The sequence below is a fragment of the Erythrobacter sp. S57(2025) genome, from assembly GCF_057365055.1.
In genome coordinates this window covers 2,162,925-2,177,849 of the sequence record NZ_CP200299.1, presented here as the reverse complement: position 1 = coordinate 2,177,849, position 14,925 = coordinate 2,162,925, and the positions used below count along the sequence as shown (strand labels likewise).

General features: G+C 58.7%; 15 protein-coding genes. 4 read left to right on the top strand and 11 right to left on the bottom strand.

All coding sequences use genetic code 11. The annotated features are described in order from the left end of the window. Positions 1-11: 11 nt before the first annotated feature. From AC0V6N_RS10475 to AC0V6N_RS10460, 4 genes are all read right to left on the bottom strand, one after another. Positions 12-1,052 (bottom strand): tetratricopeptide repeat protein, encoded by a 1,041-nt coding sequence (locus tag AC0V6N_RS10475; protein WP_486171500.1) that lies wholly within the window; start codon positions 1,050-1,052, stop codon positions 12-14. Positions 1,053-1,247: 195 nt separating this feature from the next. After that, positions 1,248-2,114, bottom strand: coding sequence for a helix-turn-helix domain-containing protein (locus AC0V6N_RS10470; RefSeq protein ID WP_486171499.1), 867 nt, complete (start codon positions 2,112-2,114; stop codon positions 1,248-1,250). A gap of 183 nt (positions 2,115-2,297) precedes the next feature. Then, complete coding sequence (ptsP, locus tag AC0V6N_RS10465) at positions 2,298-4,568, bottom strand: phosphoenolpyruvate--protein phosphotransferase (protein ID WP_486171498.1); 2,271 nt, start codon at positions 4,566-4,568, stop codon at positions 2,298-2,300. A gap of 146 nt (positions 4,569-4,714) precedes the next feature. Next, complete coding sequence (locus tag AC0V6N_RS10460; protein WP_486171497.1) at positions 4,715-4,894, bottom strand: DUF465 domain-containing protein; 180 nt, start codon at positions 4,892-4,894, stop codon at positions 4,715-4,717. A 220-nt stretch (positions 4,895-5,114) separates the two neighbouring features. On the opposite strand from AC0V6N_RS10460, the gene AC0V6N_RS10455 reads away from it, so the two are divergent. Beyond that, positions 5,115-5,312 carry a YdcH family protein gene (locus AC0V6N_RS10455; RefSeq protein WP_486171496.1) on the top strand — a complete coding sequence of 66 codons (198 nt, stop codon included), beginning with the start codon at positions 5,115-5,117 and terminating at the stop codon, positions 5,310-5,312. 386 nt (positions 5,313-5,698) lie between these two features. Further along, positions 5,699-6,160 (top strand): DUF1465 family protein, encoded by a 462-nt coding sequence (locus tag AC0V6N_RS10450; protein ID WP_486171495.1) that lies wholly within the window; start codon positions 5,699-5,701, stop codon positions 6,158-6,160. On the opposite strand, the gene glpK is transcribed toward AC0V6N_RS10450, so the two are convergent. The 5 genes from glpK to AC0V6N_RS10425 are packed head-to-tail and all read right to left on the bottom strand — an operon-like array spanning position 6,152 to position 11,684. After that, on the bottom strand, positions 6,152-7,624 hold the full coding sequence (gene glpK, locus AC0V6N_RS10445) for a glycerol kinase GlpK (protein WP_486171494.1): 1,473 nt from the start codon (positions 7,622-7,624) through the stop codon (positions 6,152-6,154). The genes AC0V6N_RS10450 and glpK overlap by 9 nt on opposite strands. Before the next feature lie 8 nt (positions 7,625-7,632). After that, a complete protein-coding gene (locus AC0V6N_RS10440; RefSeq protein ID WP_486171493.1) occupies positions 7,633-8,685 on the bottom strand; it encodes a potassium channel family protein in 1,053 nt (350 codons plus the stop codon). A 27-nt stretch (positions 8,686-8,712) separates the two neighbouring features. Continuing rightward, complete coding sequence (gene surE / locus AC0V6N_RS10435) at positions 8,713-9,477, bottom strand: 5'/3'-nucleotidase SurE (protein WP_486171492.1); 765 nt, start codon at positions 9,475-9,477, stop codon at positions 8,713-8,715. Further along, complete coding sequence (gene serS, locus AC0V6N_RS10430; RefSeq protein ID WP_486171491.1) at positions 9,477-10,757, bottom strand: serine--tRNA ligase; 1,281 nt, start codon at positions 10,755-10,757, stop codon at positions 9,477-9,479. The genes surE and serS overlap by 1 nt, the downstream gene beginning before the upstream one ends. A gap of 42 nt (positions 10,758-10,799) precedes the next feature. Next, positions 10,800-11,684, bottom strand: coding sequence for a hypothetical protein (locus AC0V6N_RS10425; RefSeq protein WP_486171490.1), 885 nt, complete (start codon positions 11,682-11,684; stop codon positions 10,800-10,802). On the opposite strand from AC0V6N_RS10425, the gene AC0V6N_RS10420 reads away from it, so the two are divergent. Further along, entirely contained in the window at positions 11,662-12,339 is a 678-nt protein-coding gene (locus tag AC0V6N_RS10420; protein ID WP_486171489.1) for a Fe2+-dependent dioxygenase, read from the top strand. The two genes, AC0V6N_RS10425 and AC0V6N_RS10420, sit on opposite strands and share 23 nt — an antisense overlap. Here the strand turns inward: AC0V6N_RS10420 and AC0V6N_RS10415 are convergent. Together AC0V6N_RS10415 and AC0V6N_RS10410 are read right to left on the bottom strand one after the other, a co-directional pair. Beyond that, complete coding sequence (locus AC0V6N_RS10415; protein ID WP_486171488.1) at positions 12,336-13,100, bottom strand: hypothetical protein; 765 nt, start codon at positions 13,098-13,100, stop codon at positions 12,336-12,338. The two genes, AC0V6N_RS10420 and AC0V6N_RS10415, sit on opposite strands and share 4 nt — an antisense overlap. A gap of 18 nt (positions 13,101-13,118) precedes the next feature. Further along, positions 13,119-14,312, bottom strand: a complete 1,194-nt coding sequence (locus AC0V6N_RS10410; RefSeq protein ID WP_486171487.1) for a PrnB family protein — start codon at positions 14,310-14,312, stop codon at positions 13,119-13,121. Positions 14,313-14,426: 114 nt separating this feature from the next. On the opposite strand from AC0V6N_RS10410, the gene AC0V6N_RS10405 reads away from it, so the two are divergent. Next, positions 14,427-14,870, top strand: coding sequence for an Lrp/AsnC family transcriptional regulator (locus tag AC0V6N_RS10405; protein ID WP_486171486.1), 444 nt, complete (start codon positions 14,427-14,429; stop codon positions 14,868-14,870). Positions 14,871-14,925 lie beyond the last annotated feature (55 nt).

Genomic DNA, 14,925 nt, shown 5'->3' with positions numbered 1-14,925 from the left:
GCCACCGGCCATTATTCGCAAGTGACGCTGCGGCGATTGCTTTCATATTGATCAGACAATCGGCCTGTGGCGACTGCCGGGTAGGTCTCGCCAAACTCCGCCAAGGCTATGCAAGCGCGGCGGGTGTCGTCCATCGCGATCATGCTTTGCGCAAGATAGAGCAGGCTGTCAGGCGCGCGGCGTGCGGTGCGGTCAGCCTGATAATTGCGCAGGAACCAGCGGGCTGCTTCTTCTGGCATGCCATCGTCCAGGAACGCGCGGCCCAGCAAGTTGCGGCCATAGGTGACGCGTGAGTGGTTCGGATAATCCTCTACGAAAGAAGCGAGTTGTTGGCGCGCTTCAGGGTAGAACCCTGCATTCCACAGACGGAAACCGTAGGAATATTCGTCATCGCCGGCATCATCGGTTTGAGGTTTGGTGATGGCGCGAACTGCAGCCACTCGGTCCGCGCTTGGGCCGGTGGCGGCAGGCTCAGATGCTTGCGGCTCTTGCGTTTGAGCCGTTCCAGCAACCGTAGAGGCCGTCCCAATAAACTCATCGTCAGGCAGCGGGTTTCCGCGTGTTGGTGTGGCGGTGAAGGTTCCCGATTGCGATGTACCAGTTCCCGTAGAAATCCCTGAGTTGGTTCCAGCTGATTCAAGCGCCATCAGCCGCGTTTCCATCAAGCCGATAGCGTTGGTGTTTTCCTCTGACCGCGCTGTTAAGCGCTGCAATTGCAGTTCCACTGCGTCCAGCCGGGCAAGGATATCGGTCACTGCCGTGGTCGAGGGTGCACCCGAGCTTGCGCCTGATCCTTGCGGGGATGCGCCATTGCTGCCCGCTGCGATTTGCGGTTCAAAGAAGCGCCCGTCGCCGCCGGGAAAGACAGCGCGTTGGAGCGCGCGGATTTCCGCTTCTGCACGGCGCAAGCGCGCCTCTGCATTGTCCTGCGCCAAAGCGGGCACGGGGGTGGTTGCGACCACAGCTGCGGCAACAATCGCTCCAAGCCCAGCAATGCTGGCGCTTCGCAAGCCTTTTACGGGGGTCAAACGGCGAAGTGTCCTGACGGTCATGGCTCTTTAAGCTCCTCACTCAAGTGCATTTGCAATTCTGGCGATATTTGACCGGTTTAGTGGCCAATCGCGCATGAACGTTATCCGAATCTGTGACGGAGCCGGGCGCGCAAGTCGACCCCGGTTGCAGACTTAACCCCGATGGTTTGAAACCGTTTCGGACCTGAATTGCGAGGGGCAAGCGGCCAAAGCCGCTCAATTTGAGGTGGGGGCACCCGTTTGCGGTAATGTCGCTCGCGCCAGCAGAGCGGCAGCCGAAACCGGCGCGTCGCCGACTGGCACCATCTCTTCTGAAAGCGGGGGTACAGGCTGTCCATCAATGGTGATGCTCAGCAAATTTGGACGCCCTGTGTTGAGGCGCGGGTCCAGCGCGTCGGCGGGCAGTTCAAACGTATCGCCGTCCGCCATCACGCCTTCGTAGAGCCGTTCGCCGCCTTCTTCGTAAAAGCGCACCCAGGCGCCTTCGCCGGTCGCTGTAAAGACCACTTGTCCATTGCCTGATGGTGCAGCTGCGGTTTCCTCTCCACCAGCAGAAGCCAATCCTGCCTCGACCAATTCGGCATCATCGCTCGGTTCGTCTGCTGCGATCAATGAAGCAGGACCAGTGCCAGCGCCAAAATAGGTGTTGTAGAAAAAGATCGCGCCCACCGCGAGGATGAGCGCGGCAAACCCGCCAAACCAGGCAAGACCAGCAGATGGCAATTTGCCCGGGTCACCCGGCTCCATCCCGCCTGCGATTGCGGAGGCGTGCGCATAACCTTCGGCCAATTCCACGCGCACTTCGTTGACGATCTCTTCCTCGTCCAATCCAACCGCGCGGGCAAAGGTTTTAGCAAAGCCAATCGCATAAGCGCGAGAGGGCAGGGCGTCGAACCGGCCCGCTTCGATCGCTTCGAGATGGCGCACAGGAATGCGCGTTTCTGCTGCAATATGTGACAGCTCCAAACGCTTGGCTTCGCGGGCCGCGCGAAGACGGCCGCCTGCGGTCGGGTCTTCTACCACCGCATCAGCATCAACTTCTTCGAGCGGCTCGTCGGCCGCCGTATCGTGTTCGCTATCCATGACCCATCCACTTGTGCACGTGGTTTGTTTAATATCGTTGATATACAGTGAACAGGCATGGCTGACCGCCTGTCAATGATTCGCTACGAGATTTTACAGTTGGTCGGGCGAAGCGCCCGGTGGCGGCGCTGAAAAGAGTGAAGCGGGTAACTGGTCTTATCGGTGGATCAGTCCGCCGCGCGATCAGTCAATCTCGATGTCGCGCTCATTCGCCCATTGCGTGAGTTCTTCGCGCAGATTGACGCCGGGCTCTGCCAGCCAACTTTGCATCGCTTCGGTAATCTCAGCCAGATCAACCTTGGGCACCAATTCCTTGATCGGGCCAACAGCGGCTGGTGTGATCGAAAGACGCCTGAAACCAATGCCCATGAGCGCAAGCGCCTCTAACCGGCGTCCACCCATTTCACCGCACACGCCAAGGTCCACATTCTGGCCTTGAGAATCGTTCACTACGCGGCGGAGAAACCGCATGATTGGAATGCTCAGCCAATCATAGCGCAGCGCCAATTCAGGGTTTGCCCGGTCGGCGGCGAATAGGAACTGCGTGAGGTCATTGGTGCCGACCGACAGGAAGCTGAGTTTCGGCAAAAGCAGATCGAGCACTTCGGCAAGCGCGGGCACTTCGAGCATGGCGCCGTAATGGATCTGCTCTGGCAGCACCTTTTTCTTCGAACGCAGGAATGCGAGTTGATCGTCAAACACCTGCTTTGCCGCATCGAATTCCCACGGCTCAGATACCATCGGGAACATCACATAAAGCGAGCGACCCGCGGCCGCCTCGAGCAGCGCACGCGCCTGTGCTTTCATCAATCCTTCGCGAGTGAGCGCGAGGCGCAGTGCACGCCAGCCCATGGCCGGGTTCTCATCTTTTTCAGACAGGCTTGATGAGAGGTACGGGACCGATTTATCGCCGCCAATATCGACTGTGCGGAAAATGACCGGCTTGTCCCCAGCGGCATCCAACACGTCGCGATACAGCTTTAACTGGCGTTCGCGCTGGGGGAGGGTGGCGGAAACGAGGAACTGAAATTCAGTGCGGAACAGGCCCACACCGTCTGCACCTGTGAGCGCGAGCGAGCTCATATCATCGCGCAGGCCAGCATTCATCATCACCTGAATGCGGGTGCCGCAGGCTGTGTGAGGTTCGACATCGCGCAGCTCTGCATAGGCCGCCTGCCGCTCGCGCGATTTGGCAAAACGCTGGGCAAAAGCATCGGCCACCTGAGTGGATGGGCGCACCGTCACATTGGCAGCGCTCGCATCCAGCAGCACTTCATCACCGTCACGGATGATGCCGCGAATACCCTTTGCGCGGCCCAAGACCGGCACACCCATGGCGCGCGCGACGATCACGACATGCGCGGTGAGCGAGCCTTCTTCGAGGATAACGCCTTTCAATCGGCGACGGTCATATTCGAGCAATTCAGCAGGGCCCAGATTGCGCGCGATCAGGATCGTGTCTTTGCGCAGGCCCTGTTGTGCGGCGGTGCCGAGCTGGCCAGAGACAATCCGCAGCAGCCGGTTCGCCAGATCTTCGAGATCATGCATCCGGTCGGCCAGCAGCGCATCGTCAATCTCACGCATACGCATGCGGGTGTGTTGCTGGACCCGCTCAATCGCAGCCTCTGCGGTCAGGCCTGAATCGATTGCCTCATTGATGCGCCGCGACCAGCCTTCATCGTAAGCGAACATTTTGTAGGTCTCGAGCACCTCTTCATGCTCTCCGCCCACGCCAAATTCCGCTTGGCTGGCAAGGCCATCAATCTGTTCGCGCATCCGGTCAAAGGCACGGTAGACCCGCTCGCGTTCAGCCTCGATATCGTCAGCCATCACCTGCGTGATTTCAACGCGCGGCTGGTGGAATGCGGCGATGCCAGCGCCCAGGCCGCTGACAAGTGTTAGGCCAGAGATCGTCTGCGGGCCGGATTGCGCTTCGGTGAGGCCGAGTTCCGCCTCTTCATCGACCAATTCAGCATTGGAGATCAGCTCCGACAGCACCATCGCGGTGGTCTGCAAAGCCTCAATCTCAACGTCTTCATAGCGGCGCGGCTCGACATGCTGGACGCACAAAACACCAACGGCGCGTTCATGATAGACGATTGGCACGCCGGCAAAGGAATGGAATTTGTCCTCGCCCGTTTCGGGGCGGTATTGGAAATCAGGATGCGCTTTCGCCTCGGCCAGGTTTAGCATCTCGATCTTTTCCGCGATCGTGCCCGTCAACCCTTCGCCGATGGCCATGCGGGTCACGTGAACGGCGGTTTTGTTGAGGCCGCGCGTTGCGAACAGCTCCAGCATCCCCTCTCGCAGGAGGTAGATCGAGCACACTTCACTCGCGAGCGCGCCGCCGATGATCTCAACCACGGAATCCAGTTTGCCCTGCGCGTGCAAACGCGAGGCCATCACCTCATGCAATCGAGTGAGGATTTGTCGGGCTGAAGCAGCGGCGGTCATGATTGTCTCACGCCTAAGCGCTCACGGCGACAAAAGCAAAGTATAGAGCCGTCATTTCGCTCCATTTGTGAGGCGAAGTGAAAGCAGATGGACCGGGATTAGCGGGATCGAACGCCGTTGAAAGCGCGCCTGAGAAAGATGGGCGTCTAAGTCCGCCCGATCTCTTCTTTCAGCAGCAATTTCTGCTTCTTGAGTTGCTGGATCATCGCTGCATCGGGGGCCGGACGCGCCATTTCGTCGCGAAGACGGGCTTCGAGCCCGGCATGTTTGTTTTGGAGAGCATCCATGTGAGAGGAAGCTGCGGGCGATACTGCGGATGATGCCATATGCGTGTCTCCTATGTGTGTGCGGGGGAACGCCCCCGAGGGGAGCGACTCACCGCCACACGGCAGAGCCGCTAAGGACAATCAGACCATATTTAGGCTAGAATGCAAGTGTCTGTTGAAACGTAAACGGATGCGTTCGCTTTTGCCTGCGACGAATTGCGTTATGACGGGGGCTTGGGTAAGCCGATTCTGGCCAGGCTAGGAACACAACGTCACAGTCATGAATGAGCAAGAGCTCCTCAAAAAACTGGAATTGCTGCGCACCGAACACCGCGATCTTGACGCGGCGATCATGGCGCTCAGCGAAGCGGGCCCGGTCGATCAATTGCAGATCGCACGGCTGAAAAAGCGCAAGCTGCGTTTGAAAGATCAGATTGCTATTATGGAAGACACGCTGCTTCCCGATATTATCGCGTAGCTTGTTCGCGCCCTCAGACGCCGGGCGTGGAGAGTCTTCTTGTTCCGCACCCCATCCGGGGTGCGACATCCTCGCGCCTCAAGGCGCTGCGGGCGCGCGGTCGCGCTTGCCCCTGCTTCGCAGCCGAGCTCGGCGAAATCATCGCAATATAGCGCTGGGTTAACGCGGCACGTGTCGCAAGGCCGACCGGCCGCCCGGCGCTTGAGGGCGCGAACAAAAGACTCCCCCGCATTGGCGAGCGCAAAACAAGTACACCCCACTCCAGCTCATCTCTGATTAATGTCCGCCCGATACTGTGCCCATACGGGACGCGAGAAAAACACTCTTGGATAGTAACCATAGACCGCTGGTCAGGCGGTCCAATGAGGCGTAGCCCAGACCCCGTAATGGCACGAACAACCAATCTTTCCCGCCCGATCATCGAGGCGCTTTATACAGAAGCTTTGCTGCTGGCCGATGATGTGCGCGCGGTGTTTGCGATGGGAACGCGTGAGCCGCAGCCCGGAGAAGATGCGAGTATTCGGCTGGCGCTTTCGACAGAGGGGCTCAAGACCACGACGCGCATGATGCATGTGCTCGCGTGGCTGTTGAACCAGCGTGCCTTCTTTTCGGGCGAGCTAACCGAGGCTCAAGTGCGCAAGCACGGCACACTGCCCGCTGACCGGGGAAGTGATACCAATTCCTTGAAGTCGCTGGAGCCGGAGACGTGCGAGTTGATCGCTGAAACAGAGCGCCTTCACGGACGCATTGCGCGGCTTGATGAAGCATGGCGCAGTGAATTTGAAATGGTCTCGCCAGCGCGGGCCATTCATTCACGGCTAGAGCGGCGACTGTCAGATTTAGGCTAAAGCCAGCGCGTTCTTCCAACGATCCAAACGTTCATCACGAACGCTTTCATCCATATCGGGTTCAAACGTTTTGAGCGTGCCGCGCATTTTTTGCGCTGCGCTCTGAAGGTCAGGATAAAGGCCAGCGCCAGCAGCCGCCAACATCGCTGCGCCCAGCGCAGTCGTCTCAACAAAGCCGGGGCGCTCAACGGGCAGGCCAATCATATTGGCCAGGTCCTGCGCCATCCAATCATTGGCAGACATGCCGCCATCAATCCTGAGTGTACCCCACGGCGCGCCGTCTGCTGCGAACGCCTCCGCTAGATCATGCGTTTGATGCGCCATCGCTTCGAGAGCTGCGCGCGCAATCTCAGCCTTCCCGCTCGCAAAGCTGAGGCCGGTAATCACACCGCGTGCCTCTGCCCGCCAATGCGGTGCGCCAAGGCCGGCGAGTGCGGGGACGATGGTGACGCCGCCACTAGTCTGAATGGACCGCGCGAGTTCTTCCGTTTGGCTCGCCACATCAACAATGCCGAGCGAGTCCCTCAACCACTGCACCAGACTGCCCGCGACAAAAACGGAGCCTTCGGTCGCATAGGTGCGCTTGCCGTCGATCTGGCACAGCACAGTGCCAAGCAACCGGTTGGCGGATTTGGGGATCGTTTCCCCCTGATTGGTGAGCACAAATGCGCCCGTGCCATAAGTGGCCTTGGTCTCTCCGGGTGAGAGGCAGGCTTGGCCAATGGTTGCCGCCTGTTGGTCGCCGACAAGGCCGGTGATGGGAATCTCCCTGCCAAACAGGTTTACATTGGTCTCCGCGAGTTTGCCCGACATATCGACCACTTGTGGAAGCGCGAAATGCGGGACGCCGATCAGTTGGCAAAGCCCCTCGTCAAAACCCTCGCCCGCCAATTCCAGTAGCAAAGTGCGGCTGGCGTTGCTGGCATCGGTGATGTGGGCATCGCCGCCTGTGAGCTTGAATACGAGCCAGCTCTCAATCGTGCCGAAGGCGAGCGTGCCTGCCTCCTGCGCCGCCTTTACCGCTGGCACATTGTCGAGCATCCAGCGCATTTTGGTGCCGGAGAAGTAAGGATCGAGCAGCAGGCCGGTACGGCTTTGGACGTCGGCTTCGTGGTCAGCTTCGCGCAGCTCGGCGCAGAATGGCTCAGTGCGCCGATCCTGCCAAACGATGGCTCGGGTAAGCGGTTCGCCGGTGGCTTTGTCCCATGCGACCACGGTTTCGCGTTGATTGGTGATGCCGATGCCTGCGATCATCGCGGCGCCGCCCGCCTTAGGGATCACCTCATTCGCGCATTTAAGCGACTTTTCCCAAATCTCGCCTGCGTCATGTTCGACCCAGCCGCTCTGCGGATAATGCTGAGTGAGTTCTTCCTGAGCAGAGGCGACCAGCACTCCGTCGCTGGCAAACAGCATGGCGCGCGTTGAGGTTGTGCCTTCGTCTATGACTAGAATGTAGTCAGACATTTCTTCCCTTAGTCCCCATTCCCATTCTCTGACGGGACAATTTCAACAATCACATCGCCCGGTTGCAGATCCTGGCACTCATCCTCCCAATACCCAAAGGCACGGCCATTGCGGTAGATACGCAGGCCTCTGCCGCCATTGGAGAGCTCATTGATGGTGCAGCCGCACTCGTCTTCGGTGACGATCCGTTCCACAAGTTGCACGCGGCCAGAGACTGACGCGAGGTCGGCGAGATAGTCTGCGATATGCGCGCCGCTGGCCGACCCTGCGAGCAGCAATCCAGTAAAGCGCACAGGGTTGATGACATTGTTCGCACCCGCTTGGCGGGCGAGCAGCTCGTTATCATCCGCGCGCACAACGACGCTGATCGGAACCCTGGGAGCCAAATGGCGCACGGTGAGTGTGATCAGGATTGAGGTGTCATCGCGGCCTGCAGAAACCAGCACACTGGCGGCTTCCTGAATGCGCACCGCTTTCAACGTTTCATCCCTGCTGGCATCACCGGCCAGCACATTGACGCCGAGCTTTTCGGCCTCATGCAGCCGATCCTCACTCGGGTCGACTACGACAATACCGTTTGCGTCAGTGCCACGCTCGATCAGTTCTTCGACACTTTGCGATCCTGATACGCCATAGCCGAGCACGACGACATGGCCTGAAAGCTGATCCTGAATACGGGCCATACGCCACTTCTCCCAGCTGCGTTTAATGATGAAATTATAGGCGGTGCCAACAAAGATAAACAGCACGGCAAAGCGAACTGGTGTCACGATCAAGGCCTCTACCAACCGCGCATTGTCGGTGACCGGAGCAATGTCGCCAAACCCGGTCGTAGTGATGGAGATCATCGTGAAATAGACGATATCGATAAAGCTGACATGGCCATCGACATTGTCGACCAGCCCATCGCGATCCCACCAATGGATCATAACGACCAGCATGATGAGGAAAAATGCCGCGCCAAGGCGGATCGATAGATCGCCCCATACCGGTATTCTCACTGCACGGCGCAGCGGTTTGAACCTTCGGGCAATTTTTACCTGATCGTCGCGTTTCGCCATTCCCGCCCCTCTTAACGCGCTAAAGCCTTAATCTGCAAACCGTTGTGACAGCGCGGTGAGGCTTTCGTGATGCGTGAGGTCAAGTTGAAGGGGCGTGACGGCAACAAAGCCATCATCAATCGCTTCGAGATCTGTGCCGTGGTCAAGCGTGTGCTCAATCGCATGCAGCCCGAACCAGAAATAGCGATGCCCGCGCGGGTCTTTGCCTTCAACAATGCTCCCGCGCGAATAATCGTGAAAGCCCTGACGGACCACACGAATACCTTTGACGGCATCGGAGCTGCGCGGTGGGAAGTTCACATTGACGAGCGTACGTTCATCGAAAGGCACGTCCAGCAGGGGTTCGATGACCTTTGCACCCCATTTGCGGGCGGCGGCGAACTCATCATCGCTGGCGCGTGTTTCTTGGTTGTAGACCTGACTCAGGGCAATCGAACGAATGCCTGCGAGCGCCCCTTCAATTGCCGCGGAAACGGTGCCCGAATAGGTGATGTCATCACCCAGATTGGCTCCGCGATTGACGCCTGACAGGATGAGGTCGGGCGGTGCATCGAGCACTTCGCGCAAAGCCATCATCACGCTATCCGTGGGCGTGCCGGTGACCGCAAAACGGCGATCACCAAATTGTTGCAGGCGCACCGGGCGATTGAGGGTCAGCGAATGGCCCGCACCCGATTGCTCCTCTGACGGTGCACATACCCAAACGTCGTCCGAAAACTGCGCGGCAATCTCTTCTAAAACGGTGAGGCCCGGCGCGTGGTAGCCATCATCATTGGTGATGAGAATGCGCATTATGCCGCAGGCTCCAGTTTGGTGACACCGCCCATATAAGGTGCGAGCGCCTCCGGCACGATCACGCTGCCATCGGCCTGCTGATAATTTTCGATCACCGCGACCAAGGTGCGGCCCACTGCAAGCCCAGAGCCATTGAGAAGGTGGAAATACTCGCTCTTCTTTGAGCCTTCAGGGCGATAGCGCGCGTTCATCCGGCGCGGCTGATAAGTGCCGCCATTTGAGCAAGAGCTGATCTCACGATAGGCGCCTTGGCCCGGCAACCAGACCTCTAGGTCGTAGGTCTTCATCATCGCCGCGCCCATATCGCCCGTGCACAATTGCATGACCCGGTAATGCAGACCGAGGCTTTGCAGCAGCCCTTCGGCAACGGAGGTGATGCGGTCCAGCTCTGCCTCTGCCTCTTCAGGCAAAGAAGCGACGATCATCTCAACCTTTTCAAACTGGTGCTGGCGGATAAAGCCGCGCGTGTCGCGTCCCGCAGCGCCCGCCTCTGAACGGAAGCAAGGCGTGAGCGCGGTGAGCCGCATCGGGAAATCTTCTTCCGCAAACAGCTGCTCCCGGAAAGAATTGCCGAGCACCATTTCCGATGTGGAGATCAGCAGGCGATCATCTGTGGTTCGGAACAGGTCTTCGCCAAATTTGGGCAATTGGCCGGTGCCATATCCCGCCTCTTCATTGATCAGCAGCGGCGGATTGCATTCGGTAAAGCCGTGATCGCGCGTGTTGTTGTCGATCATAAACTGGCCAAGCGCACGGTGCAGCCGGGCCATATCGCCGCGCAGGAACGTAAAGCGTGCACCAGAAATCTTTGCGCCCGTCTCAAAGTCCATGCCCAGCGCAGGCGCGATATCAGCATGTTCTTGCGGATCGAAGGTGAAGTCGGGCTTCTCCCCCCATTCGCGAAGATAAACATTGTCATCCTCGCTCTCGCCATCGGGCACCGACGGGTCGAGCAGGTTTGGCAGCGCGAGCATCAAATCCTGCAATTGCTTGCCCAGCTCACGGTCGCGATCTTCTAGCTGGGGCATAGTGGTCTTCAGCTCAGCCACTTCTGCTTTGAGCGCTTCGGCTTCTTCCGTATTGCCCTGGCCCATTGCCTTGCCGATCGCTTTTGAAGCTTCGTTGCGGCGGCTTTGTGCAGCTTGCAGCTGCGTCGCAACGGCGCGGCGTTGTTCGTCCAGCTCAAGCAAGGTGGCTGCCACAGGCGCATGGCCACGGCGCGCTAGGCCTTCGTCAAATTCTTCGGGATTATCTCTGATCAGTCGAATATCATGCATCGGGCGAGCCTATGCCTTCATCATTGGGGGATGGGAAGAGCGCTATTGCGGCAGGTCCAATTGAACCCGGCTGGCAAGCGCGGAAACTTGACCGGCAGGCGCGGGATCAGCAGGCGGTATGGGTGCTGCTTCAGGCCAAAGGCCAAGCATGTCATCAAGAGTGCCGCGAACGCTATCTGCGCCATCCATGTCCTGCGCGATGTTGCGTGCGACTTTCACGAAACCCCATGCGTCCTGATACTCCGCGGGGTCCGTGACGGCGCCGTCTGTCACCGCAATTGTGTATTCCTCAACCGCTGTATCCATCAAGAAACGGATTAGCGCAGCGTCATCTGTGTCTGTCGCATTGAGCATCGCTGCAAGGTTCTCTCCGGCGGCCGTGAGCATGGGTTCAACTTCATCCGCGCTCTGTCCAGCTTCCAAAGCCGCTGACACGCTTTCAAAGGCAGCAGGGTCGAAACCCAAGGCGTCAAGGCCAGCTCGCTCATCAGCGTGGGTTTCAGATACTGGGTGCATCAAATGTGGCGCGGCCGCTTCGCTCTCGCCTGCGCGATAAAGCGCAAGACCGGCTTCAACATGGCCGGCCATAAAGACAAGGCGCTGCTCGATGGGGAGCGCGCCGACACCACCGCTTTCGCCGCTCTCTCCACCTTCGCCAGCCTCGCCGCCTTCGCCTGCTTCTCCGGTTCCAGCTTCACCAACCGCCGCGGCCTCTCCGCCTTCGCCGCCCTGTCCGGCTTCCCCTGAGCAACCGGCAAGACCAGCGCCCGCCAGCGCAGTTGCTAGACCCAGCGTGCCCCAGGTTTTCAGCTCGACTTTCATTTCCGGTCCTCCAGCGATAGGTATTTGTGCCAAGGCATAGCCGCCGCTTTTGTCTTTGCAAACGATCCTCAAAGGATGCGCCATGATATTGAGCATTGCAGCCATTACTGACCCCGCTCAGCTTGCTGATCTGCGCGCTGGCCTGTCGGAACTTAGTTGGCGCGATGGGCGAGAGACAGCGGGGGCAAGCGCGCGGCAGGTGAAGCAAAACGAACAGGCGGTCATGTCTGATGATGCGGGCAAGGCGATGCGCGCCAAATTGCTGCCGATCATCACCGAAAATCCCGTCGTCAAAGCTGCCGCGCGCCCACGTCACATTTCTTCACCGCTCATCAGCCGTACCGCAGATGGTGGGCATTACGGCGCGCATGTCGACAATGCGATTATGGGGCAAGGGGCTGCGCGAATGCGCTCCGACATATCCTTCACGCTCTTCCTTTCCGATCCCGACGCTTATGAGGGCGGAGAGCTGGTGATCCATGCCGCCGGGCTGGTTCAGACGGTGAAGGGCAAAGCGGGTGAATTGGTGCTCTACCCCTCGACCGCGATCCATGAGGTAAAGCCAGTAACCAGCGGCACCCGCATTGTCTGCGTCGGTTGGATCGAGAGCCTGATCCGCGATCTCGCGCAGCGCGAAATGCTGTTTGATTTTGAGAATATGCGGGTGGGCCTCCGTCAAAAGCTGGAGGCGGGTTCACCTGAGCTGCTCACTCTCGACAAGACGATCGCCAACCTTCTCAGGATGTGGGGGCAGGCTTAGCTCGCTTGGGTTTGGACTTGTTTGGCTTTGAGTTTTGTTTTCGCCTGATGCGTGAACCAGATGATGAGGCTCACTCCAACCACGCTCGGCCCGGCCCAGATCAGCGGGTTGAACACTTCTTCTGGCACCCAGCGGATCAGGCCGACCGACATAAAGGCGGTGTAGGCGGAGATGCCCATGCCAATCAGCGCGCGAAAATGTTCTCCGACATAGGATTTGGGCGAGGGCACGTCAGAGCGCCAGATATAGAGCTGCTGAATGCTCATGGCGACAACGCCCAGCGTAGCGACCGCCATCATCAAAGCCTCGCCAATGCGCGCGCCGTAGTAGAAGCAATAGATGGCAGATAGCAGCACCGCGAGGATGACGATCTGATAGCGCGGCTGGCGAAGCTGGGTGCGGCTGCGGGCATGTTTGACCACCGCCAGACCGTAATCGGCAAAGCCAATGGTGAGCAGCCCCAGATAGAGCATCATCCACCCAAATAGCCCTGCAAACAGCTCGCGATCCGTGACGCTGGGGATGCGTTCTTCGGGGCCATAGAGCGACAACAGCGCCATGACGACGGCCAGTGCGCCTGCGCCCATGAAACCATAGCACGCGATGCGGCCCCATTTGCGGTGCTTGGACGCCCCCTTCTTCGTCGCAATCGGCACCCAGAACGCGATCAGCCCGGTCAGCCCGGTGATCACGTGCAGGACAATTAGGGTCTCAAACAGATGCATCGCGCTGGAATGTACACCGAACCGGGTGGCTCGCAAGTATGGTCAGGTAGGCGGCTAAATCAGGCGCTCCCGGGTCTCATCGCGGTGCTTCTTTAGGTAACGCATAAATGGCGTGCCGCCCGTGCCCACATCGGTGTCATTCCCCGCAGCCTTTTTGCCCTGCTTGTTGATGTAGCTCGCCGCATATTCGAGGTGGCGCGTGCGGAAATCGGCGACTGCTTGAACATTCGCATTATACGCATCGTTCAAAGGCTTCGACTGCACTTTCTGGGCAAAGCTACGCAGCCTGCTCGCCGCGCGCACATCATCGATAAAGCGGCGGTGACCGGAGGGACGATACTCGTGCAACTGGTCAAGGAATTGGCGCAAAGGATCAGAAGCGTGGCCAACGCCCAACAGCGCATCCATGCTCGGCACGATTGAGGATTGTGAACCGGTCTGCCCGCGAAACGCCTGGGCCTTGGAGCCGTAACACTCGACGCCTTCATAGATCACGCCATCGGGCAGGGCAGGGTTGTCTTTCCAGCCATGGATGTAAGGGCGCACGCGTTCAAAATAGATATAGGGATCGCAGCGTTCGGGCATCCGGTCGAAGATCGCGTTGATCTCTCCCCACACCAGCGCTGTCGATTGGAGATGATTGCGCACGGTGTCCGCATCGCCTTGGTTCACCGCCTCCACAATGTCACCAAAGCGCGCAAGCACACGCCCCGCCGCTGCCTCAATCGCGACATGGATCAGAACGAACCACGCCTCATCCATTCCGCCCAAAAAGTTCTGAAGCATGCGAATATTGTCGAGCCCAAGCGGGCGCTGCGCATCGATCAAAGACCAATTGTCGAGCACGTAAGAAGAATAGGTCAGCAAAGGTTGCTGATCGAGCCGATCCGCGAGCGCGACCATCGGCACGGCCAAACATGCAGGCAGGCGGTCGGATGGCTGCGCCTCACCCCAGATGTAAGACTGCACCATAAAGGTGTAATGCACCGTCGCCATGCGCGCCTGCGCCGCGCTCAGCTCGCTTGCCGGTCGCAAGTCTTTTGGGTCGGGTAGGTGGTTTTCTAAGAATGCCCGCACGCGGCCTGACGGCAGAACCTGCGGCAATTGTTCTGCGACACTGGCGGCATCGGCCCAGCAACCGGGCAGTGCAATTTCAAGCGCGTTGTAATCGCAAAGAAAGCCGCGCTCTGGCGTCATGCCATATTCCGCAAGACTGCCCAGCTTTGGTTTTGCAGCAATCGTCGCCATTGTTGTGATCCCTCAACTTGATTTGCAGGTGCTAACGCAATTATGGAGCGCTTCTTGTCGAATGAGCTTGCGAAGTTGATTGATCGCCACTGATTTTTGCAATAATTGAGCGTCATGGACGAAATTGACCGCAAAATATTGCACGAGATTGAGCGAGATGGCCGCATCAGCAATGCGCAACTCGCCAGTATCGTAGGCTTATCCGCATCTGCATGCCTACGCCGAGTGCAAGAGCTGGAACGCGACGGGCTGATCAAAGGCTATCGCGCTGTGCTTGACCGCTCGCGATTGGGCGGGGCGATCACTATCTTTGTGATGGTTGGGCTATCAGCTCATCTGGCGAAGGACGCCAAAAGGTTCGAGCAAGCAATGGATGATGCCAGCGAAGTGCGCGAGTGCCACAATATCACCGGCTCGGTTGAATACCTCCTGCGGGTCGAAGTCGACAGTTTGGAGGCGTACAAGAGCTTCCACGCCGACACGCTGGGCGTATTGCCCCAAGTCGCCAGCATCACCTCACATATCTCTCTGGGTTCATCGAAGGATATGCGGGCTTAAACCATTGGTGCTTCTCATGAATAGCTTGATCCCGAGTGGGCTCAGCATTAGCCTT

Bases quoted from the DNA above. Each gene is read 5' to 3' on its own strand.
- AC0V6N_RS10475 (WP_486171500.1), bottom strand. From the start codon at position 1,052: ATGACCGTCAGGACACTTCGCCGTTTGACCCCCGTAAAAGGCTTGCGA.
- AC0V6N_RS10470 (WP_486171499.1), bottom strand. From the start codon at position 2,114: ATGGATAGCGAACACGATACGGCGGCCGACGAGCCGCTCGAAGAAGTT.
- ptsP (WP_486171498.1), bottom strand. From the start codon at position 4,568: ATGACCGCCGCTGCTTCAGCCCGACAAATCCTCACTCGATTGCATGAG.
- AC0V6N_RS10460 (WP_486171497.1), bottom strand. From the start codon at position 4,894: ATGGCATCATCCGCAGTATCGCCCGCAGCTTCCTCTCACATGGATGCT.
- AC0V6N_RS10455 (WP_486171496.1), top strand. From the start codon at position 5,115: ATGAATGAGCAAGAGCTCCTCAAAAAACTGGAATTGCTGCGCACCGAA.
- AC0V6N_RS10450 (WP_486171495.1), top strand. From the start codon at position 5,699: ATGGCACGAACAACCAATCTTTCCCGCCCGATCATCGAGGCGCTTTAT.
- glpK (WP_486171494.1), bottom strand. From the start codon at position 7,624: ATGTCTGACTACATTCTAGTCATAGACGAAGGCACAACCTCAACGCGC.
- AC0V6N_RS10440 (WP_486171493.1), bottom strand. From the start codon at position 8,685: ATGGCGAAACGCGACGATCAGGTAAAAATTGCCCGAAGGTTCAAACCG.
- surE (WP_486171492.1), bottom strand. From the start codon at position 9,477: ATGCGCATTCTCATCACCAATGATGATGGCTACCACGCGCCGGGCCTC.
- serS (WP_486171491.1), bottom strand. From the start codon at position 10,757: ATGCATGATATTCGACTGATCAGAGATAATCCCGAAGAATTTGACGAA.
- AC0V6N_RS10420 (WP_486171489.1), top strand. From the start codon at position 11,662: ATGATATTGAGCATTGCAGCCATTACTGACCCCGCTCAGCTTGCTGAT.
- AC0V6N_RS10425 (WP_486171490.1), bottom strand. From the start codon at position 11,684: ATGGCTGCAATGCTCAATATCATGGCGCATCCTTTGAGGATCGTTTGC.
- AC0V6N_RS10410 (WP_486171487.1), bottom strand. From the start codon at position 14,312: ATGGCGACGATTGCTGCAAAACCAAAGCTGGGCAGTCTTGCGGAATAT.
- AC0V6N_RS10405 (WP_486171486.1), top strand. From the start codon at position 14,427: ATGGACGAAATTGACCGCAAAATATTGCACGAGATTGAGCGAGATGGC.